Raw genomic sequence first — 22,620 nt, 5'->3', positions numbered from 1 at the left:
GCTATTTTTTGGACCGCGCCGATCCGCGCGCAACGAAACGGCCGGGCGTTGCGCCTGTTGCCTTGCCCCCTTCCAGCGCGGTTTCGCCGTTGACGATAACGGTGACCATACCTTCGGCCCGGAGCGCCGGCCGCGCGTAGGTCGAACGATCGGTGATCTTCGCCGGATCGAAGATGGCAATGTCCGCGACGAGGCCGGGCTTCAGCAAACCGCGATCCGTCAGGTTCAAATGCTTGGCGGGCAGGCCCGACATCTTGCGCACGGCCTCGGCCAGGGGGAGCAGTTTCAGATCCCGGCTGTAGTGGCCGAGCACCCGGGCGAAGCTGCCCGTCGAACGCGGGTGATAGCCCATGGGGTCGATTTCAGCGCCCTCGGGCGCACTGTAGCCGCCGTCGCTCGCGATCATCACCCATGGCTGGACCATGAGCTTCCGCACGTCGCCTTCGTCGATCGTGCCGAGCGTGATGAGCAGCGAGTCGGGGTGGTCCTGAACGAGCCGGGCGACAAGATCGAACGGCTCCATTCCCCACGCCTTTGCCAGCAGTTCGATGTTCTGATCGACAAGTTCGGGCGCACCCGGCGCATCGACGATGCGCATGTTCCCATAGCCGACGGCCTTTACCCACGAGAAACCACCTGCCTCGCCGTGCTCGGTCAGTTCGCGGACGACAGCGCGCGATTTCGGATCCTTGAGCGCCGCGCGCACATCGGCGGCAGCCGGCATGTCCTTGAGGCCCGGCAGCACGAAGATGCCGCTTAGCGGTCCGGTCGCGGCCCCGTCGTAGGGATACTGGTCGGCGACCACTTGCTGCCCCGCGGCGCGCGCCTCCTCGACCGCGGCGATCACGTCGCCGATGCGGCCCCTGTTGATCAGACCCGTCGCCTTGAGATGCCCGAGCTTCGCGGGGATTCCGGCGCGCTTTCCGATCTCGATGGCTTCCTTTTCGGATTTCAGCATCTCCAGAGACGGATTGCGCGTGTGCGAATCGTAGGTGCCGCCGAACGGCTTCACGACTTCCGCCAGCGCGACGACCTCGTTCGTGTCGCTGAACATACCGCCTTCATACATCAGGCCGGTCGACAGGCCGACGCAGCCCATTTCCATGCCCTCGCGGACCAGCGCGGCCATGGCGGCGGTTTCTTCGGCATTCGCCGGGCGCTGGATGCCAGGCATGATCTGCTCGCGGATGCCGTTGTGCCCCACATAGCAGCTGTAATTGACGCCCGATCCGCGCGTTTTCAGCTGCGCCATGCGTTGCCGGATGTTTTCCGGCGAGTAATAGCCGTCAGGCCCCATCAGGATCGTCGTCACGCCCTGGAGGAGGTCCTGCTCGTCGAGCATCGGCCCGGTGCGCTCTTCCAGGCCGAAATCGACGTGGCTGTGCGCATCGATGAATCCGGGAGTGACGGCCAGACCCTGCGCTTCGATCACCTTTGCCGCGCTGCCGCGTACGCGCTTGCCTACGGCGGCGATTTTTCCGCCGCTGACGGCGACATCGCCAACATAGCCGGGGCTTCCCGAACCGTCATAGATCGTGCCGCCGCGGATAATAATGTCGTAATTGCTCGCGGTTGCGGGTGTGGACGCGGCCATCATTCCCAGAAGCAGAAGTGCGGCTTTCGACATGCTTTTTCCTCCCCGGATTGAATTTCCCATGCTTTCCGATATGGAAACATTGCCTCCTTGGCAAGCAGTTGCGATAAGTCCCTCTCAGTAGTCGAAACGGTGAGTAAGATGATCGAGCAGGGTGGCCTGGGCAAGAAGATCAAGGCGTTGCGGACGGCCCGCGGCATTCCCCTCAGTGTCATGAGTGAGCGGACGGGCTATTCCGTGTCGGCGCTGTCGAAGATGGAAAACGATCGCCTCGGCCTTACTTACGACAAGCTCACGAAGCTGACGGGGGCTCTTGGCGTCGATATCGGCAGCCTGTTCACCGAGACCGCGCAAACCGCAGTGCACGCAGGCGGTCGCCGCAGCGTTGCGCGGAAGGGCGAGGGGCGCAACATCCAGACAGGCAGCTATGATTATCTGTATGTCTCGCCCGAACTTAGCCGCAAACGGATCGTGCCGATCAAGGGGCGCGTCCATGCCGCGACACTTGAGGAATTCGGCCCGCTGATCCGTCATGACGGAGAGGAGTGGATTTACGTCCTCGACGGCGTGCTCGAAGTGCACAGCGAGTTCTACGAACCGGAAACCCTGGAACCTGGCGACAGCATCTACATCGACAGCCGCATGGGTCACGCCTACCTCTCCAAGACGCCCGGCGGCACGGAGATCATCGCCGTGTGTACCGAGCAGACCGACAATTTCGTTTTCGGCGACCAGGCTGCCGCCGAACCGTCTTCTAGGGACGCTGCGCGCAAGCCGCGCGCCAGAAAGCCCAAGGCGGGCTGACCCCTTTTCCAAAGTGACTGTAAGTTCCGAACGGTCGCAGACCGTGCGGAGCGGCGCGTTTCTGAACAATTATGCGGCTCAGCGCGCGATCTCTTCACGTGTTCGCGATGTTTCCATATTTCCAAAATAGAAATATAATTGACATGGAGTGGAAGCCTGATAATTTCAGGATGGGACTGACCCGAATGGGCTTAAAGCGCGGGGGCGCTGCACGGCGATCCATTCGCAAATGTGGGGGGATGACAAATGTTTCTACGTCAGACTGGATATCTTTCGGCAACGGTTTCCGCGCTCGCCTTGCTGATCAGCGCACCCGCAATCGCGCAAAGCGGCGGCGGCGAGGCCGAGGAACTGACAGGCAACGAAATCATCGTCACTGCGACGAAGCGCGAATTACGGCTCGTCGATGTGCCGCTCAGCATCAGCGCGATCAGCGGTTCAGACATGGAGCGGCGTAACCTTACGCAGATCGCCGATTTCGCATCGCAGGTTCCCGGCTTTTCGATCCAGGCGACCGGAAACGGCGGCACGCGTCTCGTGCTGCGCGGCCAGAACGCGGGCGGCTCGGGCGCGTCGGTTGCCACGATGGTGGACGACATCGTTGTTTCGTCGGCCTCGTCCCTGTTCAACGGCTCATTGCTCACGGCCGATTTGCTCGCGTTCGATCTCGACCGCGTCGAAGTGCTGCGCGGACCGCAGGGCACGCTTTATGGCGCCACGGCGCAGGGCGGCCTCCTGCATTACATCACCAACAAGCCCAAGCTCGGCGTCTTCGAAGCGCGCGGTCAGGCGGGCTTTGATTCCGTGCGACACGGCGAAACCGGCTGGATCGCGCAAGGTGCCGTGAATGTGCCGCTCGGCGAAATCGCAGCGCTGCGCGTCACCGGCACTTATCAGGATGTGGCCGGCTATATCGATAACCCCACTCGCGGGGAAACGGACGTCAACGGTGGCGAGCAATACAGCCTCCGTGGGCAGCTCCAGATCGAACCGACGGAAGCCCTCAGCGTGCGTCTGACGGCGGCTTTGCAGCGCGGGGAGTTCGATGGCAGCGGCGCGCTTGAACTTGTGGGAGGATTGAATGCCCAGCCCTCCGTTGCAGCGAAGGTGGCCAACGGCGGCGAACCCATTTTGAACACCTATGCGCCGGAAAGTTCACTCCGCCGATTCGAATATTACAATGGCGTCATCAATTATGATCTGGGTTCGGTGAGCCTGTTTTCGTCCACCAGCTACAGCAAATACAAATCCTTTTACCGCAGCGACATTTCGCATCTCCAGCTTGCGCCCGGCCTGACGGCGGCGGATTTGTTCGGCGGTGTTTACGGCGAGCCGATCGCAATCTGGGGACGCCAGGAAGACAGCTTCACGAAATTCAACGAGGAGATCCGGCTCGCGTCGAACACGGACGTCGATGCCGGCTTCATGCAGTTCGATTGGCAGATCGGCGGATTCTACACCAACGAAGATATTACGTTCGATCAATACTACGACGCCGTGCAGCAAGGTGACGAATCGGTCATACTGGATTCGCCGCTCCCGTTCGGCGGCAGCTCGCTTCCGGCACGGTACAAGGAATATGCCGGTTTCGGCGAAGCCACACTCAAGTTCGGCGAAAGCTTCGAAGTTTCGATCGGCGGCCGCTATTCGCACAACAAGCAGTGGTCGCAGGTTACGAGCGCCCCTGGCCTGATCGGCAGCGGCGGTCCCGATCCGCTCGTGAATCCGGAGATCCGGACGAGCGAGAACAAGTTCACGTACTCGATCGCGCCCCGTTTCCTGCTGAACAAGGATATTTCGGTCTATGCGCGTCTGGCGACGGGCTACCGTCCCGGCGGTCCCGTTCTCGTCGTTCCGGGTGCGCCCGCCGATTTCCCGACGTTCTACAAGTCCGACAACACGACCAACTACGAACTCGGCGTAAAGGGTTCCACCGTCGACCGCGTGTTCAATTTCGATGTCGCGATTTACCGCATCGACTGGACGGACGTGCAGCTCATCACGGACTTCGTTTCCGAAACAAACGGGCAGACATTCTCGGTTCAGGGCAACGGCGGCAAGGCGCGCAGCGAAGGTCTTGAATACACACTGAGCGTGAACCCGGTGAAGCCGCTCACGTTTGCGGTGACGGGCGGTTACACGCATGCGCGTCTTACTGACGATGCGCCTGCCTTCGGTGGTCTGGCAGGCCAGCGCCTGCCCTACGTGCCGGAATTCCAGAACGCGGTTTCGGTCGATTACGTCCACGAGCTTGCCGGCGGATCGATCCTATCTGGCGGCGTCACGTGGACCTATGTCGGCTCGCGATACGCCGATTTCTCGACATCGCCTGCTACGACCAACCATGCGCGGATTCCGGATTACAACACGCTCGATCTGCGGCTTGGCGCGCGGTTCGGGCAAATCTCAGTCGAGGCGTTCGCCCGTAATCTCACCGACTCGCAGGGGATCACCAACTATTCGAGCGGAGGCGGAGCGGGTCTCCTCGGCAGGGGCACGATCATCCAGCCGCGGACGCTCGGGATGCGGCTCGGCTTCAAATACTGACGCCGTTCGTGGCCGATATTGCGAAGCCTTACCTGGTGTTTCTGGCGGACGCCGAAAGTTCGACGCTCGCCAAGACAGCGCTCGGGGTGCGGGATTGGGCGCGCGAGGATTGCGTCGGCCAGTTGCGGCTGACACCGGCGACAATCGATATCGGTCTCCCCGATCTCTCCCCATCGGAGGCGGCCGCGCGCGGTGCGCGGTCGTTTCTGATCGGGGTTGCGCCGGTCGGCGGCCAATTGCCCGCCGCATGGCAGGGCGTTCTGCTCGACGCGCTTGAAGCAGGGCTCGATATCGTCAGCGGGCTTCACGTTCGGCTGGAGATGTTTCCGGCCATCGCCGAAGTCGCGACCCGGCTCGGGCGCACGCTGCACAACGTACGTCACAGCAAAACCGCGTTTCCAATCGCGACCGGCCGCAAGCGCACCGGCAAGCGCGCGCTCATGGTCGGAACGGACTGTGCCCTGGGCAAGAAATACACGGCGCTGGCGTTGACGCAGGCGATGCGCGTGCGGGGCATCGACGCGACGTTCCGCGCAACGGGCCAGACCGGTATCATGATCTCCGGCGAGGGTATCGCGATCGATGCCGTCGTCGCGGATTTCATCGCCGGCGCTGCGGAAACCCTCTCCCCCGACGCCGCGCCCGATCACTGGGATGTGATCGAGGGGCAAGGCGCGCTTTTCCATCCGGCCTATGCGGGCGTAACGCTTGGGCTGTTGCACGGCAGCCAGCCGGATGCGCTGGTCCTGTGTCACGATCCGGTGCGCACCGTGACGAGCTTCTTTCCGGCCTATCCACTGCCCACGGTCGAGGCTGCGATCAACGCCTATCTGCCGCACGCCCAGCGCACGAATCCCGCCGCGCGCTTCGTCGGCATCAGCCTCAATACGTCGGCGCTGGATGTGGACGCGGCGCAGCGCGCGCTCGAAAACGCGGCCGCGCGGACCGGCCTTCCCGCGTTCGATCCGCTGCGTTTCGGGATCGAGGTGGTTGTTGATGAAATGCTTTCTGGGACACCTGAGGCCGCATTCGCGGCAGTATGAAAGAGGTATGATATGACTCTATCCAGGCGAACGCTTGTAGCCGGTACAGCGATCAGCGTGCTGTTTTCCGCGAGTGCATTTGCAGCCGATACCAGCGCCGTCGCGGCGGCCATCGACAAGGCGGTGCAGGACGCGATCGCGGCGGGCGAAAGCCCCGGCCTTCAAGTCGCGGTTTACAAGGACGGCGCGCCGGTTCTGGTGAAGGGCTACGGCTCGGCCAATCTGGAGCTGAACGTGCCGGTGAACAACGACAGCATTTTCCGTATCGGATCGGTCACCAAGCAATTCACGGCAGCAGCGCTCCTGAAGCTCGAGGAAGAGGGCAAGCTCTCGCTCGACGACAAGCTTTCGAAATATTATCCGGATTTCCCGCGCGCTGCGGACGTGACGCTGAAGCAGATGCTGCATCACACCTCCGGCATCCACAGCTACACCGATGATCCGAGCTTTCTTCAGGAAGCCGGGCTGAAGCGCACGACGGACGAATGGGTCGCGCATTTCGCGAAGATGCCGAAGACGCAGGATTTCGAGCCGGGCACCGGCTGGACCTACAGCAACACCGCCTATTTCATCCTCGGCGGCGTTATCGAGAAGGCGGAAAAGAAGCCGCTTGCAACTGTCCTGCAGGATCGTTTCTTCGGCCCGCTCGGCCTCACGCATACCGCGCTTGATGATGAAAGCGTCATCCTGCCGGGCCGTGTCGCGGGTTATGACGGAACCGGCCCGCATCAGTTCAAGAATGCGGCCTTCATTTCCATGACGGTGCCGGGCGCCGCGGGTGCCATGCGGTCGTCGGCGAATGATCTTGCGCGCTGGAACGCCGCGCTGTTCGGCGGCAAGGTTCTGAAGCCCGCGTCGTTCAAGGCGATGATCACGCCGGGTAAGCTGAACAATGGGCAGAACAGCACGACCGCGGTCAAGGATCGTCCGGCCGACATGCCGCCGTTCGAATACGGCTATGCGCTGTTCATGGGGGATGTCGACGGGCACCAGCGTATCGGTCACGGTGGCGGTATCTTCGGATTCAATACATCGCTGAACGAATTCCCGAAGGACCGCCTCACCGTTTCCGTCATCGCGAACGGCATCGGCAAGGATGTCGGCGCGGGCAAGATCGCTGATCGGATCGAACGCATCGCGCTCGGGCTGCCGCCCAAGGAATAACCGCGCCGCGCGGCAACGTGCGACGAACCGACGGGCCGAAACGGATTCCAGCCCGTCGGTCTCTTTTTCAGTGCGGGTTACGAATAGTCGCGGTCAGGGTCGTGTGTGCCTCGGGCGCGTAGGGAACATCGAGACCAAGTGCGCGCTCGAATTCCGTAATCGCGGCAAGATCCGCGCGGGTATCGCCGTCGATGCTGATTGCCGCGTGCGCAAGTACACCGAGCCAACCGCCACGCTTTCGAACGAGGCAGGCCGTCCCCGCGATCTTTTGCCCGGCGGAGACGATGTTGAAGCGTCCGTCGCAATAGCTGCCCGCCACCCAGCCTGTTTCGGCGGCAACGCCGATGGCGGCGAACCCGGCGGTCAGGCGGCGTGTGAAACGCTCGAAGTGCGTGTTGATGTCTACCGTGCCGTTGGGCGCGATATCGTACAGGCTGAAATTCAATATGCCGGGCCTGTGAACCACTGTTGTGCCGCCGCTTGCGCGAACGAACACGGGCCAGCCGCGCGCGCTGCTGGCCGCAGCGGCCTCCGCGAAGCGATCCATGCGCGCGAACCGCCGCGTCGTCACAAGACAGCGGTTGTTCGTCCACAGCCGTGCGTGTTCCGCAGTGCGCTGGTCGCCGAGCAGCGCATCGAGCCGCCGCTCATCCTCCACGATCGCCGCCTCGCCGTTCCCGTGCGCGATGGGCGCATCGGGCGCGAGGGCACGGGCAAGGGCGCCGAGCAAGGCGGTCAGCCGATACGGCCCACCACCTCCCCCGCTGTAACGGCGGTTTCGGCGGGAATGTCGATATGAAGCGTGCCAGACGCTGGTGCCGTCAGTTCGAAACTCGTTTTCTCCACCATGATCTCGGCGATCACGGCACCCTCGGCAACCGCGTCTCCATCGGCGTAGAGCCACGCCGAAATGGCGGCTTCGTCGCCATCGTTCCAAAGGCCGGCGGGAACGGTGATATCGGTCATCGGATCATGACTCCAGAAGGGTAAGCGCCGCCGCCGTTACCTTGTCGGCGTCGGGCAATACGAAATGTTCCATCACCGGCGTGAACGGCACGGGGATGTCGGGGTGGGCGATGCGATGCGGTGCGGCGCGAAGCGGGATTCCAGCCTCGCAGACGCTGGCGATGATCTCCGCGCCGACGCCGTAGCTCATGTAATCGTCATCGACCACGAGCAGACGCCCGGTCTTCCGCACGGAGGCCCGCACCGTTTCGCGGTCGAGCGGCGCGATGCTGCGCAGGTCGATCACCTCTGCGGAATGCCCCTGCTTTTCGAGCCGCGCGGCAGCATCGAGCGCGTGATGCACGCTGAGCCCGAGCCCGACGAGCGTAATGTCGCTGCCCTCGCGCACGATTGCCGCCTTGCCGAGCGGCACGATGTAATCACCCTCGGGCGCGTCGGTGATCGAACGCTGCACGGTGCCGAGCCAGCCCATGCCCTGCAGCGATTTGTGATACATGAAGATCACCGGGTTCGGATCGCGGATCGCCGCGAGCATCAGCCCCTTCGCGTCGTGCGCGTTCGATGGGATGACGACCTTGAGGCCGGGCAGGTGGCCGAAGGTGGCGTAAAGCGTCTGGCTGTGCTGCCCGGCGTCGCCGTATCCGCCACCAACGCTTGTCATAAGCACCATCGGGCAGGTGACTTGCCCGCCCGAGAAATAGCTCTGCTTCGCCGCGAGATTGTAGATCGCATCCATGCAGACGCCGAAGAAATCGACGAACATCAATTCGACGATCGGCCGCATACCTGAAGCCGCGAGACCGACCGCCGCACCGATGAACGCGGTTTCCGAGATCGGCGTGTCGCGCACGCGCTCCGCGCCGAATTTATCGAAAAGGCCCGTCGTCGTGCCGAACACGCCACCGAGCTTGCGGATATCCTCGCCCATCACGAGGACGGAGGGGTCGCGCTCCATCTCCTGGCCGATGGCTTCGGAAATCGCGCGTGCGATGGTGAGGCGCCGCGCGGGGCGGGGCGCCGTGATGGTTTCAGGCGAAGACATGGGCGAACGCTTCCTCCGGCTGGGGATAGGCTGCGGTGCGCGCGGCGGCGAACGCAGCGTCGACAGCGGCGCGCGCATCGGCTTCCGCTCTGTCGAGATCGGAGGCATCGAAGCCGTCGGCGATCAAGCGTTCGCGGTACGCGGGGATCGGGTCGGCGGCTTTCAGGCGCTCGACCTCGCCCGCCGGGCGGTAGCCTTCGGCATCGCCCATGAAATGCCCTTCCAGGCGGCAGGTCTCGATCTCGATCAGCGACGGGCCTTCGCCGCGCCGGGCGCGAGCGATCGCTTCCCCGGCGACGGCATGCACCGCATCGGGATCGTTGCCGGGGATGAAGTGCCCCGGCATCGCATAGGCGGCGGCGCGGTCGGCATTGCGCGCGACCGCCGTGCAGTCGCGCTTCGCGACCGAGATGCCATAGGCATTGTCCTCGATCACGAAGATGGCGGGCACCTTCCAGACCGATGCGAGATTGAGCGCTTCGTGGAACGCGCCTTGGTTGGCCGCGCCTTCGCCGAGGTAGGCGACCGCGACATGATCCTCGCCGCGCAGCTTGCTTGCGAGCGCGGCACCCACGGCGGGGCCGAGGCCCTGCGCGATGATGCCCGAGCAGGCGAAGTTCACGCGCGCGTCGAACAGGTGCATGTGGCCGCCGCGCCCGCCGGAAAGGCCGGTCGCCTTGCCGAAGATCTCCGCCGCCATCGCATCAAGGTTTACGCCCTTGGCGATGGCGACATGGTGCGGGCGGTGCGTCGCGGTCACCGTATCGCCGGGTCGCAGGTGGGCGCAGACGCCCACAGCGCACGGTTCCTGCCCGTCGGACAGGTGCATCTCGCCGGGAAGCGGCCCCTTCGCCATGTTGAACACGGGCGTTTTGCCTTCGAAATAGGCGGGCTTGATGAGCGCTTCGAAATGGCGGCTCTTCACCATCGCTCCGTACATCCAGAGCCGGTCGCTGCGGTTGCTCATCGCGCGACCCAGCCACCGTCGATGACGAGCTCGATGCCGGTGACGAAGCGCGCCTCGTCGCTGGCGAGATATACCGCGCCCATCGCAATGTCCTCGGGCAGTCCCACGGCGTTCAGCGGGCAGAGCGCAGCGACCGCAGCCCATGGATCGTCCGCCGGGATCGAACCTTCGCGCACCCAGCCTTCCACCGCCATTTCCAGCATCGGCGTGCGGATGCAGCCGGGGTGGACCGAATTGCAGCGAATCGGCAGCCTGTGCGCGGCCCATTCGATGGCGAGGCTTTTCGTCATGTGCCGCACCGCACCTTTGGAGGTGTTGTAGGCGAGCTGATCGGGGTAGCCGACGAGACCGGCGATCGAGGACACGTTGATGACGCTCGCAGGATGGCCCGCGCTGCCGCCCATCGCGAGCAGGGCCTGAAAGGTACGGCAGCCGAGGAAGATGCCATCGACGTTCACCGCCATCAACCCGCGCCAGTCGGCGAGACTGTGCTCGGTCATCGGTTTCACGAGCTCGACGCCCGCGTTGTTGACCAGGATGGAGAGCTTGCCGTGAGCGGCCTCGATATGCGCGGCGGCCTTCGTCCACTCGGCTTCGCTTGTCACGTCGAGCGCAAGCGGCGCCGCGCCGATTTCCGCGGCGAGCGCCTCGATGCCCGCGACATTGCGATCGGCGGCGATCACGGCGGCACCTTCGCGCGCCATCGCACGTGCTACACCTGCGCCGATTCCCTGCGCCGCGCCCGTCACCAGCGCGATCTTGCCTTGCAACCTGCCCATAAGCCTCCCCTCAGCACGTCTTTTGAGAGAAAGACCTACGGGAGCGGGACTGTCATGGCTTGCGCCAGAACGGCGGCTTACTTGGACAGGAGGGAACTCCGTTCGTCGTCCGCCGCGCGCGACGCGGTTTGCCGGTAGTCGCGCGGCGAAAGGCCGAAGGCATCGCGGAAGGCATGGCTGAAGTGCGAGGCATCGGCGAAGCCGTGCCGCATTGCGATCTGCGTGATGCTGTAGCCCGCCATCGTGCGGCTCGCGAGGTCGCTGCGCGCCGCCATCAGCCGCCGCTCGCGAATCCAGGTGCCAACCGTGACGCCGAATTCCTCGAACAGGCGGTGGAGATAGCGCGGGCTGAATCGGAATGCCGCCGCGATCGTTGCGGCGGAGAGCGCGGGATCGCCGAGATGGGCCAGGATGTGTTCCTGCACACGGCCGAGCAGCGCGCGCCGGAAGGCGCTGCCCGCGATGCGGTCCGGCTCCGGGCGGAACGCAGCGGCGAGCAGTTCGACCGTCGCGCGCAGCACGGCGGTTCGGTCCTGCGGGTCCACGGTCTCGACCGTTTTGTGGATCTGGCGCAGGTGCGAAAGCAGGATGGAACCGAGCCCGACGCTGCCGTCCACGGAGAGGCCGCACATGTCCTCGATGCCCGGAACGATGGTCGTCGCCATGCGATGCGGGATCAGGATCGAAAGCTGGTGTAGCGCGCGTGTGTTTTCAAACATCGCAGGGCGGGTGCTATCCCACACTGAAATGATATCGGGGCGCACCACCGATTCGTTTCGTCCCTGCTGCAGCAGGCATTCGCCTTCCTCGAAATAGAGAAGGCAGAAATAATCGTCCTCGCCGCGCTTCACGTCGTCGATCGTGCGGAAACCGGCGATGGGGTCGCAGACGACCTGCGTGAACACGAAATCGTTGATCGCGCGGCGGCGGACCTTCGCGCCGTAACGTTCCTTGTCCGCACCCGCGAGGCTCCAGTGGAAATGCGTTCGGTCCAGCACCTCCTGAAAGCCAGGGAGCTGCCGTGGCGGCGGCAGCGACGCAGAACTCCACCGCTCTTCGCTCAGAAGCATATGTCCGACCCTCCCCGACTTGGCAGGCTATGCCTGTCCGTTGCGCGATGCAATCGGCATGGTACGCGGGTTCGCGCTCACCCAAGAGTTGCTTCCTTCCCGCGCAAGTCGCTTGCGGGCTTTCCGGGAATCCGCCGCTTTCCCGCGTGCAATCCGGTTCACAGCCAGCCAAATTTTGCGGCACTCAGGTGCATGATCGAAGCGCGGTACGCCGCCTAAAAGAAAGGTATGAACATGGCGCTCCCATGCAGGGCGCCCGCATAACCTTGAGGGGGAGTTTTTATGAAAAGCCGTTTCCGTTCGTCGCTTCATGCCGCCGTTGCCGTCTCCGCGCTTGCGGCGAGCGCTCCGGCGCTGGGGCAGGAGACAGATGCGGCCACCCCGACCGGCGGCATCGAAGAGATCGTCGTCACCGCCCAGAAACGCGCGCAGAACCTTCAGGACGTGCCGGTTTCGGTGACGGCGTTCAATGACACGGCGATCCGCGAGGCGGGTTTCACCAATAGCCTTTCGATCGGCGATCAGGTGCCCAACCTCGAAATCAAGACGTTCGGCGGCGTGCCGAACATCTTCATCCGCGGCGTCGGCAACAACGATTTCAACGCCTCCTCGATCGGCCCGATCAGCATCTACCGCGACGATGTGGTCGTGGCGTCCACGGGCAGTCAGATCTTCTCGCTGTTCGATCTCGAACGCATCGAGGTTGTGCGCGGTCCGCAGGGGACGCTGTTCGGCAAGAACACGACAGGCGGCGCGATCCAGTTCTTCTCGAAGCTGCCGGGCGACGAATTCGAAGGCAACGCCCGCTTCGGCTATGGGCGCTTCGATCTGTTCGAAGCCGAAGCCGCCGCCAGCCTCCCGCTCGGCGAAGGCCTGTCGCTGCGCGTCGCGGGCGTCGTCCGCCGCCGCGACGGGGAGAAGACGAACCTCTACACCGGCGACGCCACGATCAACGTCGATGAAGCCGCCGCGCGCGCGATTCTGCGCTGGCACCCAAGTGCCGACACTGACGTGCGTCTCTCCATCGGCGGTGGTCGCGATCGCAGCGACTATCTTGAAAACAAGCCCCTCGGCACGATCAACGGCGCGGATCTTTTCGGCTATACCGACCCCTATGCGGATGACGCCAACTTATTGAATTTCAATGGGCAGTCACGCAATCACAGCGACAACCTGTTCATCAATCTCAACATCACGCAGAGTATCGGTGATCTCACTTTCAAATCGATCACCGGCTACGACAAGAGTGACGTCGACAACCGAGTCGACGTCGACGGCGGCCCGTTCCGCATCGATGAGATCACCTTCCTCACCGACGCCAAGCAGTTTACCCAGGAATTCCAGCTCGCCTACGACAGCGGGCCCCTCAACGCGATCGGTGGGCTCTTCTACTTCCAGGAAAATCTGGATGCCGACAGCAATGCCGACCTCCTCGGCGAACTCAGCTTCGCCGACGGCGCACTCCCGCTCATCACGCGCGCAACGCGCAAGAACAAGGCGTACGCGATCTTCGGCCAGGCGACGTATGAGGTCGCTCCCGCGTTCCGCGTTACGCTCGGTGGGCGCTACACGATCGACAAGGTTCGCGTGACGCATCAGGCCGACCTCGTGCCAGGCTTCTTCGACGCAGACATCCCGGACGGCGCGCCCGTGCCGCTGGTGCCGTTCGCGCGGTTGAAGGATACGTTCAAATCGTTCTCATGGCGCGTTTCCGCCGACTATAACGTCACCGATGACGTGCTCGCCTACGCGAGCATCGACAAGGGTTTCAAGGCGGGTGGGTTCAACATCGGCATCATCACCAGCGTCGCCGAACGCACGCAGGTCGATCCCGAATATCTGACCTCCTACGAGATCGGCATCAAGAGCACGCTGTTCGACCGCCGCCTGCGGCTCAACCTGTCGGCGTTCTACTATGATTACACCGATCTGCAGGTGCTCTCGGTGAACCGGCAGGCGGGTAGCACGGTGCCGACGCTCGGGCTCGACAACGCGGCGGACGCGGAGATCAAGGGCATCGAGCTGGAAGCGACGGCGCTGCCGACCGACTGGCTCGATCTTGGTCTCAACCTCGGTATCCTTGATGCGAAGTATAAGAACTATCTGTCCGGGGCGATTGATCCGGAGACGGGGGAGCCGCGGGATTTCTCGGGCAATCGGCTTCCCGGCGCGCCGAAGTTAACGCTTTCCACCTTTGCGCAGATAACGATCCCGGTGGGTGATTTCGAAACGCGCTGGCGCGCCGAATACAACTACACGGGCAAGAAATATTACAACAACGCGCAGAGCGATCTCATCAGCTCGGGCGAGGGCTACGGCCTGCTCAACCTCCGCGCCACGCTCGCCGATCGGGCGAAAGGGTGGGAGCTTGCGGCCTGGGCCAAGAACGTGACCGGCAAGGCCTATATCGTCGACGCAACGGATACGAGCGGCTTCGGTTTCGTGCCGCGCTACTACGGCGAGCGCGCCACCTACGGCGTCGAACTGTCCCTCCGCTTCTGACAACCGGGAAAGGGTAATCCAAAGCCATGATCGACGAACACCTGATCACGCCCTCCGAAATGAAGTGGGCGCCGATGACCGAGGGGATCGATGTCTGCCTCCTCTATTCGAGCGCTGAAACTGGCCGCTGGACCGTGCTGTTCCGTGCCCAGCCGGGCAGCTTCTTCGGGCCGCATCGGCACCTCGGCGCTGGCGAATACTACGTGATCAAGGGGCGTATGTGCTACCGGATGGGTGAAGCCGCGGCCGGGACATACGGCTACGAACCGCTCGATGTGGTGCATGATTACACCAACTTCCCGGAGTACACCGAGCTGCTGTTCACCAACTTTGGTCCAATTGCTTTTCTGGACGATAAGGGTGATGTGGCATCCATTCTCGATCACAAACTGCTCGAGGACATGACCGCAACAGCCGTTTGAGACCATGAGCCGAACTTACAGCGACGCCTACGCCCAAAGTGTCTCCGATCCCGAAGCCTTCTGGCTGAAGGCCGCAGAAGCGCTGGATTGGGACACGCCGCCACCGCAGGGCTGGACGGGGCAGGGCTGGTTCGCGGGCGGGCGGCTCAACACGTGCCACAACGCGGTCGATCGCCACGTGGCGGCGGGGCGCGGCGACGATGTCGCGGTCATCTACGAAAGCCCGGTGACGGGTACGCGCCGCAGCACAAGCTATGCCGAGCTTCAGGATTCGGTCGCGCGCACGGCGGGTATGCTTGCCGCGCACGGCGTGGCGAAGGGCGACCGCGTCGTCATCTACATGCCGATGATCCCCGAAACGCTGTTTGCCATGCTGGCGTGCGCGCGGATCGGCGCGGTGCATTCGGTGGTGTTCGGCGGCTTCGCGGCGCCAGAGCTTGCCAAGCGCATCGACGATGCGAAGCCGAAGCTGCTGCTGACGGCCTCGTGCGGCATCGAAGGGCAGAAGGTCGTTCCCTACAAGCCGCTTGTTGACCACGCGCTCGAACTTGCCGCGCACGATGTGGAGCATGTCGTGCTCCTGCAGCGCCCGCAGGTTGAGGCGCCTATGCAGGCTGGGCGCGATCTCGACTGGTCGAGTGAATATGCCAAGGCGGCGCCGGTTGCCTGCGTTTCCGTGGATGCGGCGGACCCGCTCTATATTCTTTACACCTCGGGCACGACGGGCGTTCCCAAGGGCGTCGTACGCCAGAACGGCGGCCATGCCGTCGCGCTCGCATGGAGCATGGTGAACATCTACGGGATGAAGCCGGGCGAGGTGTTCTGGGCGGCGTCGGACGTAGGCTGGGTCGTCGGACACAGTTACATTGTTTACGGGCCGCTGATCGCCGGCTGCACGACGGTTCTGTTCGAAGGCAAGCCCGTGGGCACGCCCGACGCGGGCACGTTCTGGCGGACGATCGAGGCGCACGGGGTCGACGTGTTCTTCACAGCGCCGACAGCGATCCGCGCGATCCGCAAGGAAGACCCCGAAGGCCGCTTCATCCGCGAAACCGGCACCGGCCGCCTGCGCGCGCTGTTCCTGGCCGGTGAACGCGCCGATCCCGATACGGTGCATTGGGCGGAGACGCAGCTTGCGATGCCGGTGATCGATCACTGGTGGCAAACCGAACTCGGCTGGCCCGCTGCTGCGACCTGCCTTGGCCTAGGCGACACGCGGCGGCAGGCGGGCAGCGCCGGTTTTCCGGTGCCCGGCTTCACTTTCGCGGTGCTCGACGATCACGGCGATCCGGTAGCGCCCGGCGGTACGGGTCATGTCGTGATCGCCGCGCCGCTGCCGCCCGGTTGCTATTCGACGCTGTGGAACAACGAGACCGGTTTCCGGCGCGCATTCGAAACCTTTGCGGGCTATTATGAAACGGGCGATGCCGGGCACATCGACGAAGGCGGTTTCGTCAACATCATGGGCCGCACGGACGACCTGATCAACGTCGCCGGGCACCGGCTTTCCACCGGGCAGATCGAACAGATCATCGCCACGCATCCTGCCGTGGCCGAATGTGCCGTCATCGGCGCCGATGACGCCGTAAAGGGCATGGTGCCGGTCGCCTTCGCGGTTCTGAAAGCCGGACGGCAGGACGACGGCAATCTCGCGCACGAGATCATCACGCTGGTACGCGAGGAACTCGGTCCGGTCGCGGCGTTGAAGAATGTCCACATCGTCGCCGCGCTGCCCAAGACACGGTCCGGCAAGATCCTGCGCGCCGTGATCCGCCGCCTTGCAAACGGCGAGGACGTCCCCGTGCCGCCGACGATCGAAAACCCGGACACGATCGAGATCATCAAGCGCGAACTTCGCGGAGAATAACAACAAGGACCACGATCAGTCGCCGGACGTTTCGGCAGGCGGTGCGTCAACTTTATGCCTGCGCGCCGCCCGCCGACGGACGTTCATATGGCGTGTCAGCCGGCCCGGTTGACGAGTGGAAACGCAACGTGTCTCAGCAGCCAGTTGGCGGCACTGCTCGCCGGTAGCGGCTTTGCATCCTCCACCCGAAAATTTATCGCATCCTTACCCACGCCGAGCGCAAGTTTCGCGAGCTCGCGCGCAGCGGAAATGCCGAGGGTGTGGCCGAGGCCGTTGCAGCCGGTCGCGGCAAAGGCATTGTCGGCAAGGCGCAGAAGTCGCGGGGCACCGTCCGGTGTGATCGTAAATTTGCCCGCCCATATTCGCTTGAATTCCGGCGGGGATAACTGAGGAAACGCCTTTGCGATCCGGGGCGCGCATATCTTCAAGGCCTTGCGCATTTCAAGATCGCCGGGCCCGATCAGGAAGCTGATGGCGAGGCATCCTTCCGCATCGATCGCGGGGCTGAACACGGCCTTGTCGTCCAGGTCCGCGACCGGAACGCGGCCCGGCAGGGTCGACGTCCCCTTGTCGGGCAGGGGATCGGTGGCGATGACGCCGCAATGTACAGTGTAGGCGGCTTTGCGGAGTACGGGAAACAGTGCATCGGCATAGCCGCCGGCGGCGACAAGAAGTGTTCGGCTCCTCACGGCGCCCTGTGTGGTTTGGATGCGCCACACTTCGCCGTCCTTCACGGCACTGACCGCGCGTGAATTTCCGAACACTTGCACCCCTTCGCGCACGGCTGCCGCGGCAAGGCCGCGAGACAGAGCGAGCGGATTGACGAGGCCGCCGTTCGGGAGCCACACGCCGCCCGCATAGTTCGGCGAGGTCACATGGCGTGCGAGTTCGGTGCAGTCGATTGCTTCGAAGACACCGCCGAACTCGCTCCACTCTTCAAAGGTTTCGCGATGTTTCGCCAGTGAGGCTTCGGTTCGGGCCAAATAAAGATAGCCCCGGCGCGCGTCGCACGCGATGCCATGCCTGTCGATCAGGTCGAACAGCCACCGCCCCGAATCCGCGACCATCCTGTTCATGCGCGCGCCCATGTCGTCGCCGTAGGCGGCAACGATCTGACGCGGCGTTTTCTTTGCGCCCCAGAACAGAGGTGCGACATGCCCGGCGTTGCGCCCGGACGCGGCCCAGCCGGGGGCTTCGGCATCAAGAACCACGACGCTGCGCCCCGCGGCGGCAAGCTCCAGTGCCATGATGAGCCCGGAATAGCCCGCGCCGATGATCGTGCAGTCGACCGCTATCGTGCCTTCGAGGGCAGGGCAGGGCGGTGCTGCCGGTGCAGTGCGGCTCCAGTGGCTCGTGGAGATGGGTTCGTGGCCGAGGGGCGTTTGTATACTGTTCACGCCGCGAACCCGTCTGCGAGTGAACCCTGCATGGTCGCCCTCCCTTGGCCTCTACAGGCTTGCCGTTTGGCGCATCGACCGTCGAGCAGGTCTTCTGGAGCAGATAAACGTTCAGCGCCGCCGGAAACTGGAAGTCCTGGAAGGACTGCCAGCCCTGCGCATTGAAATCGACGCGCGCTTTTTCAGTCAACCTGTCCGAAAGATCGTGTGCGTACTGCGCGCCCAGGTTCAGCGAGCGCGGAGGCCTGGACGGCTATCTTGCGCGCGTCACCACCGCACAAGCCGTGGAACCAACACCCTGCCGAGCAGGGCGCTGATGATAACGGGCGCGCTGTGCCATAGCCCGACATGATAGATCGTGTTCGACGAACAATGAAATGCGAACGCGAAAATCCCGATACACCCCGACGCAACTCCCACGAGAAGTCCCGCGCGTTCGGGTGAGGTCGGCGCACCCCGCCGCAACCAGAATACCAGAACTACGGCTGTGAGCAGCCCGAGGCCGACACCCGCAAAGATACAATCCATCTCGTGAACGGATATCAGTGAGCCGGGAGGGGCTTCGGTCCCCGACACGAGGATGATGATCGCGGACAGAGGCAGCAAACAGGTGGCTGCGGCCACCCAACGCCATCCGAAGTGCCGGCTCCCGACCTGCGGATTCCCCATCGCGATCACCGTTGCCGCGCAGGCGACACCCAGGATCAGGAACAGGCCGTTGGCGATCAGGAACAGGGTTTCGAAGTGCCCTGCGGAAATGTCTCCCCGGAACCCGAAAATGACCGCGACGATGGCCAGCGTGGCGGCCGCCGCTGCTGCTGTCAGGCCCAGCCCATAGCGTCGGCGCAGGACGCGTGCCGGACGCAGGTCATCCACCAGCGAAGCGATGAGCGTGTCGGTATCAGGATCCATGGTTATTCCGCTTCCTCGATCAGGGCGCTGAGTTTCCTGAGACCCCTGTGTACATTGACCTTGACGAGCGCCTCGCTCTGGCCTGACCGCGAAGCGGCTTCCGCCACGGAGAGCCCCTCGATCCTGACCAGCTCTATCACCTGCGCCTGGGAAGGTGGCAGACAGGCCAGCAGGCCGTCGAGGCTGAGCCTTGCCGCGACACTCTCCTGACCGCCGGCGACGGACACGTCTTCATCGAGTCCGACTTCGGCGGCGCGATATACCCTCCGAAGATGATCGACCCAGCGATATCGTGCGATCGCTGCAAGCCAGGGCAGGAACGGACGCGAGGGATCGTAACTTGCCAGCTTGCCGTGCATCGACATCAGCGTTTCCTGCACGAGATCGTCAAGATGGCAAGGCGCGGTGCGCCGCGCGAAATAGCGGCCGAGCCAGGCCGAGCAAGCCTTCAGGAGCGCAGCGTAAGCCGGGCGATCACCCCGCTGCGCCAGCGCCATCAGGCGCGACAGGCTGGCGTCGTCCGCCTTCACCGCGCGCGTCGGCTGAAAAGCGCGTCAAGCGACAGCACGCCGCCGCCCCTCGCGATGAGGACGAGCGCGAGCGCGGCCCACAGGGAATGCACCGGCCACCAAGCTTCCGGGTAGACGAACAGCTGGATCACCATCGTCATGCCGAGCAGCCCGAGCGCGGACAGGCGAACACCGAGGCCGACAACGAGCAGCACGGGAAAGATATGCTCGGCCGATGCCGCCGCAATGGCCGCAAGATCGGATGGCAGCGGGACGCGGGTATATTCCTCACGAAACAGATAATAGGTCGCATCGCTGATCGAAAACCAGCTTCCGTCTTCAATTTTCGCGCGCCCGGATCGCCAGAATACGCCGGCAAGCGCGAAACGCGCGAGCAGCAGCGGCGCCGCTTCCGCCGCGCGGCTGGAGAGCAGGGCCGTGACCCGCTCCCAGCCTGTGTGAAGCGCGACCATGGGTTTACGCCTTGGGCGTCAGCGAGCCGCTGCCCTTTGGTGTCTTGATCGTCAGGCACGTTCCCGCCTTCACCAGCTTCCATGCATTTCCCTGATAATCGACGCTCGACGTGCCTGCGCAGCTCGTGCCGGGTCCGGCGGCGCAATCGTTCTGGCCGGCTTTCGCGACGCCATAGCACTTTTCCATCGCGGGCTTCTTCGTTTCCGCCTGCGCAGCATTCGTCATTCCGGCCGTCACGGCTGCTGCAAGCAAGGTTGCGAGCAGGGGGGTAAGGGTTTCGCGTGCCATCAACTTGTCTCCCATAAGGGTTGAAATCAGCGCCGCCTTCCATGTGGCGGTCTGACTGCAAGTTCGGGCAAAGCGCGCCGAGCGTTACACCCGACCAAAAATAAAAAATTGGCGGGCGCCACTGTAACCTTTCGGAGCGGGCGCGCGAATGAACGATAGCCAATCCGGCGCACCTCATTGGGAGATTTGTCTGATGTCCATCGCACTGAAGGGGGCCGGCATCGCATCGGCTGCCGCCCTGTTCGCTCTTTCAACGCTGGCCTCCGCCGCGACCGCGCCTACCGGCAGCAGCGGCGCGGCCGTCTCGGGCGCCGACATGGTGCACTGCTACGGTGTCAACAGCTGCAAAGGCAGCGCTGACTGCAAAACCACAGTGCACGAATGCAAGGGCCACAACAGCTGCAAGGGCCAGGGCTTCAAGGCAATGAAGGCCGACCAGTGCCTGAGCAAGGGCGGCACGATCGGCGATATCGGCTGACGCGCCCTCCGGGGCGATCCGGCGCACGCCCCCCGCGACCGGATCGCCCCATCCTCTTTGTTTCAGGACGCCCATCGTGACGACAATCCAACCCTTCAATGGCTTTGGCCTCGGTCTTCGCAGGGATCACTACGCGGATTATATGGCCGGGGCCGTTCCGGTCGATTTCGTCGAGATCATTTCCGAGAACTTCATGGTGGACGGCGGCCGCCCGCTCTTCACGCTCGATGCCATTCGCGAGCGCTATCCGGTGGCGATGCACGGCGTATCGATGTCGATCGGGTCGACCGAAGGCCTCGACGCTGAATATCTTGCGCGCCTCAAACGGTTGGCCGACCGGGTGAAGCCCCTCTGGGTGTCCGATCACCTGTGCTGGACTGGCGTGAACGGCCGCAACACGCACGACCTGTTGCCGCTGCCCTACACTGAAGAGGCGCTGGACGTCGTGTGCCGCAACATTCTGCATGCGCAGGACGTGCTTGAACGTCCACTGCTGTTCGAAAACCCGTCCAGCTATGTCGCCTTCGACGCCGGTATGACGGAGTGGCAGTTTCTCGATGCGATGTACGAACGCACCGGCTGCTTCCTGCTGCTCGACGTCAACAATATCTACGTCAGCAGCGTCAATCACGGATTCGATCCGATCGCGTATCTCGAAGGGATTCCCGCCGCCACGGTACGCCAGATCCATCTTGCGGGTCATAGCGAGGGCCAGGACATACTGATCGACACGCACGACACGCCGGTGTGCGCCGACGTGTGGGCGCTCTATCAGCTTGCCTGCGCACGCTTCCCCTCGCTTGCCACCATGATCGAGCGCGATGATGCGATACCGCCGATAGACGTGCTGCTGAGCGAACTCGATATCGCGCGCCGGCTTTCAGGGCACGACGCGCGGTACGCCGCGTGACTCTGATCGATCTCCAACGGCGTTTCTACGCCGCCGTGACGGGCGCCGGGGAGGTGACGTTCGAGGATTGGGATCCGGCCCAGCGAGCGGGTCTTGCGGTCTACCGGAATGCTTATCGGTCGCGGCTGATCGAGTGCCTGCGCACGAGTTTTGAAAAGACGTGGACGTGGATCGGAGACGAGAGTTTCGATGCCGCCGCGGCGCATCACCTCATTGTAAAGCCGCCGCGAAGCTGGACGCTCGATGACGCCGGCGCGGGTTTCGATGAAACACTGGAACAGCTCTTTCCCAACGACCCCGAGGTCGCGGAGCTGGCCTGGCTCGAATGGCAAATGCAGCAGGTCTTCACCGCCGCTGACGAGCCGGTCCTCGATGCGGCAGGCTTTGCCGCGCTCTCGAACGACTTCACGGAGGAGGCATGGACCTCACTCCGCCTTTCATTTGTGAGCGGAATGCGTTCAAGGCGGATACAGACCGATTGCGGGGCGATCTGGGCCGCAATCACCGCCGAGGAGAACCTGTCAGCCGATGTTCTGTTGAATGAACCGCGGACCCTCCTTGTCTGGCGACAGGGAATTGCTCCACGGTTTCGACTACTGACGGCTGAGGAGGCCGCCGGTTTTCAGCTGATGGGGAACGGCGGCACTTTCGGCGATATGTGCGAGGCGTTCGTCCAGCGGCTTGGTGCTCGCGGCATCGAGGAGGCCGGACGTACACTCGGCTTTTGGATCGCACAGGGGATCGTCAGTCGCATGCCCGCAGCTCCTGCACCCCAGCCACCTCTCTGATCGCGCCACTTCCGCACGCGGCCCGATGGCTATAGCCCGTGGCTATGGTGAATAGCGGATTTTGAGGAAGCCAGCATCTGTCCGGGCTCTAGAATGT

22 protein-coding genes are annotated in these 22,620 nt (G+C 63.6%); 10 read left to right on the top strand and 12 right to left on the bottom strand.

Annotation, left to right across the window (positions count from 1 at the left end):
• Position 1: 1 nt before the first annotated feature.
• Positions 2 to 1,627 (bottom strand): N-acyl-D-amino-acid deacylase family protein, encoded by a 1,626-nt coding sequence (locus tag DFR51_RS09805; RefSeq protein WP_160119037.1) that lies wholly within the window; start codon positions 1,625 to 1,627, stop codon positions 2 to 4.
• A 108-nt stretch (positions 1,628 to 1,735) separates the two neighbouring features.
• Here DFR51_RS09805 and DFR51_RS09800 point away from each other — a divergent pair, with 108 nt between their 5' ends.
• The 4 genes from DFR51_RS09800 (at position 1,736) to DFR51_RS09785 (ending at position 7,152) form a co-directional block, all read left to right on the top strand.
• Complete coding sequence (locus tag DFR51_RS09800) at positions 1,736 to 2,398, top strand: helix-turn-helix domain-containing protein (protein WP_121050453.1); 663 nt, start codon at positions 1,736 to 1,738, stop codon at positions 2,396 to 2,398.
• A 246-nt stretch (positions 2,399 to 2,644) separates the two neighbouring features.
• Positions 2,645 to 4,945 carry a TonB-dependent receptor gene (locus DFR51_RS09795; RefSeq protein ID WP_121050450.1) on the top strand — a complete coding sequence of 767 codons (2,301 nt, stop codon included), beginning with the start codon at positions 2,645 to 2,647 and terminating at the stop codon, positions 4,943 to 4,945.
• An 8-nt stretch (positions 4,946 to 4,953) separates the two neighbouring features.
• A complete protein-coding gene (locus tag DFR51_RS09790) occupies positions 4,954 to 5,988 on the top strand; it encodes an N-acetyltransferase DgcN family protein (protein WP_243445490.1) in 1,035 nt (344 codons plus the stop codon).
• Positions 5,989 to 6,000: 12 nt separating this feature from the next.
• Positions 6,001 to 7,152: a serine hydrolase domain-containing protein gene (locus tag DFR51_RS09785; RefSeq protein WP_121050447.1), complete on the top strand. Its 1,152-nt coding sequence runs from the start codon at positions 6,001 to 6,003 to the stop codon at positions 7,150 to 7,152.
• Positions 7,153 to 7,219: 67 nt separating this feature from the next.
• Here DFR51_RS09785 and DFR51_RS09780 read toward each other — a convergent pair whose 3' ends face one another.
• The 6 genes from DFR51_RS09780 to DFR51_RS09755 all read right to left on the bottom strand — a co-directional run bounded on the left by DFR51_RS09780 (position 7,220) and on the right by DFR51_RS09755 (position 11,976).
• Positions 7,220 to 7,882 carry a lipoate--protein ligase family protein gene (locus DFR51_RS09780; RefSeq protein WP_121050444.1) on the bottom strand — a complete coding sequence of 221 codons (663 nt, stop codon included), beginning with the start codon at positions 7,880 to 7,882 and terminating at the stop codon, positions 7,220 to 7,222.
• 5 nt (positions 7,883 to 7,887) lie between these two features.
• Positions 7,888 to 8,118, bottom strand: coding sequence for a lipoyl domain-containing protein (locus tag DFR51_RS09775; RefSeq protein WP_121050441.1), 231 nt, complete (start codon positions 8,116 to 8,118; stop codon positions 7,888 to 7,890).
• 4 nt (positions 8,119 to 8,122) lie between these two features.
• The gene (locus DFR51_RS09770; protein ID WP_121050438.1) at positions 8,123 to 9,160 is read right to left on the bottom strand and encodes an alpha-ketoacid dehydrogenase subunit beta; all 1,038 of its coding nucleotides are present in this window, start codon (positions 9,158 to 9,160) and stop codon (positions 8,123 to 8,125) included.
• Positions 9,147 to 10,127, bottom strand: coding sequence for a thiamine pyrophosphate-dependent dehydrogenase E1 component subunit alpha (locus DFR51_RS09765; RefSeq protein WP_197723670.1), 981 nt, complete (start codon positions 10,125 to 10,127; stop codon positions 9,147 to 9,149). Before DFR51_RS09765 ends, DFR51_RS09770 begins: the two co-directional genes overlap by 14 nt.
• Positions 10,124 to 10,906, bottom strand: coding sequence for an SDR family NAD(P)-dependent oxidoreductase (locus DFR51_RS09760; RefSeq protein ID WP_121050435.1), 783 nt, complete (start codon positions 10,904 to 10,906; stop codon positions 10,124 to 10,126). The genes DFR51_RS09765 and DFR51_RS09760 overlap by 4 nt, the downstream gene beginning before the upstream one ends.
• A gap of 77 nt (positions 10,907 to 10,983) precedes the next feature.
• Positions 10,984 to 11,976, bottom strand: coding sequence for a helix-turn-helix domain-containing protein (locus tag DFR51_RS09755; RefSeq protein ID WP_121050432.1), 993 nt, complete (start codon positions 11,974 to 11,976; stop codon positions 10,984 to 10,986).
• 282 nt (positions 11,977 to 12,258) lie between these two features.
• Here DFR51_RS09755 and DFR51_RS09750 point away from each other — a divergent pair, with 282 nt between their 5' ends.
• The 3 genes from DFR51_RS09750 to DFR51_RS09740 are packed head-to-tail and all read left to right on the top strand — an operon-like array spanning position 12,259 to position 16,767.
• The gene (locus DFR51_RS09750) at positions 12,259 to 14,478 is read left to right on the top strand and encodes a TonB-dependent receptor (protein WP_121050430.1); all 2,220 of its coding nucleotides are present in this window, start codon (positions 12,259 to 12,261) and stop codon (positions 14,476 to 14,478) included.
• Positions 14,479 to 14,504: 26 nt separating this feature from the next.
• Positions 14,505 to 14,900 carry a 2,4'-dihydroxyacetophenone dioxygenase family protein gene (locus DFR51_RS09745; protein ID WP_121050427.1) on the top strand — a complete coding sequence of 132 codons (396 nt, stop codon included), beginning with the start codon at positions 14,505 to 14,507 and terminating at the stop codon, positions 14,898 to 14,900.
• 4 nt (positions 14,901 to 14,904) lie between these two features.
• A complete protein-coding gene (locus DFR51_RS09740) occupies positions 14,905 to 16,767 on the top strand; it encodes an AMP-binding protein (protein ID WP_121050424.1) in 1,863 nt (620 codons plus the stop codon).
• Between the two features lie 95 nt (positions 16,768 to 16,862).
• On the opposite strand, the gene DFR51_RS09735 is transcribed toward DFR51_RS09740, so the two are convergent.
• The 5 genes from DFR51_RS09735 to DFR51_RS09715 form a co-directional block, all read right to left on the bottom strand.
• The gene (locus DFR51_RS09735) at positions 16,863 to 18,164 is read right to left on the bottom strand and encodes an NAD(P)/FAD-dependent oxidoreductase (protein WP_121050421.1); all 1,302 of its coding nucleotides are present in this window, start codon (positions 18,162 to 18,164) and stop codon (positions 16,863 to 16,865) included.
• 267 nt (positions 18,165 to 18,431) lie between these two features.
• A complete protein-coding gene (locus DFR51_RS09730) occupies positions 18,432 to 19,076 on the bottom strand; it encodes an NrsF family protein (RefSeq protein ID WP_121050418.1) in 645 nt (214 codons plus the stop codon).
• A 2-nt stretch (positions 19,077 to 19,078) separates the two neighbouring features.
• Positions 19,079 to 19,606, bottom strand: coding sequence for a sigma-70 family RNA polymerase sigma factor (locus tag DFR51_RS09725; protein ID WP_121050415.1), 528 nt, complete (start codon positions 19,604 to 19,606; stop codon positions 19,079 to 19,081).
• Positions 19,603 to 20,058, bottom strand: a complete 456-nt coding sequence (locus tag DFR51_RS09720; RefSeq protein ID WP_121050412.1) for a DoxX family protein — start codon at positions 20,056 to 20,058, stop codon at positions 19,603 to 19,605. Before DFR51_RS09720 ends, DFR51_RS09725 begins: the two co-directional genes overlap by 4 nt.
• Before the next feature lie 4 nt (positions 20,059 to 20,062).
• Positions 20,063 to 20,284 carry a BufA1 family periplasmic bufferin-type metallophore gene (locus DFR51_RS09715; RefSeq protein ID WP_420853162.1) on the bottom strand — a complete coding sequence of 74 codons (222 nt, stop codon included), beginning with the start codon at positions 20,282 to 20,284 and terminating at the stop codon, positions 20,063 to 20,065.
• 256 nt (positions 20,285 to 20,540) lie between these two features.
• Here DFR51_RS09715 and bufA2 point away from each other — a divergent pair, with 256 nt between their 5' ends.
• The 3 genes from bufA2 (at position 20,541) to DFR51_RS09700 (ending at position 22,523) form a co-directional block, all read left to right on the top strand.
• Positions 20,541 to 20,825, top strand: a complete 285-nt coding sequence (bufA2, locus tag DFR51_RS09710; protein WP_121050409.1) for a BufA2 family periplasmic bufferin-type metallophore — start codon at positions 20,541 to 20,543, stop codon at positions 20,823 to 20,825.
• Positions 20,826 to 20,910: 85 nt separating this feature from the next.
• Complete coding sequence (gene bufB, locus DFR51_RS09705) at positions 20,911 to 21,735, top strand: MNIO family bufferin maturase (RefSeq protein ID WP_197723722.1); 825 nt, start codon at positions 20,911 to 20,913, stop codon at positions 21,733 to 21,735.
• Positions 21,732 to 22,523, top strand: a complete 792-nt coding sequence (locus DFR51_RS09700; protein ID WP_121050403.1) for an HvfC/BufC N-terminal domain-containing protein — start codon at positions 21,732 to 21,734, stop codon at positions 22,521 to 22,523. Before bufB ends, DFR51_RS09700 begins: the two co-directional genes overlap by 4 nt.
• Positions 22,524 to 22,620 lie beyond the last annotated feature (97 nt).

The sequence above is a fragment of the Sphingosinicella microcystinivorans genome (assembly GCF_003634215.1).
GTDB classification, from domain to species: domain Bacteria; phylum Pseudomonadota; class Alphaproteobacteria; order Sphingomonadales; family Sphingomonadaceae; genus Sphingosinicella; species Sphingosinicella microcystinivorans.
The sequence above is the reverse complement of the archived record's forward strand: the minus strand, read 5'-3'. Positions and strand labels throughout refer to the sequence as shown.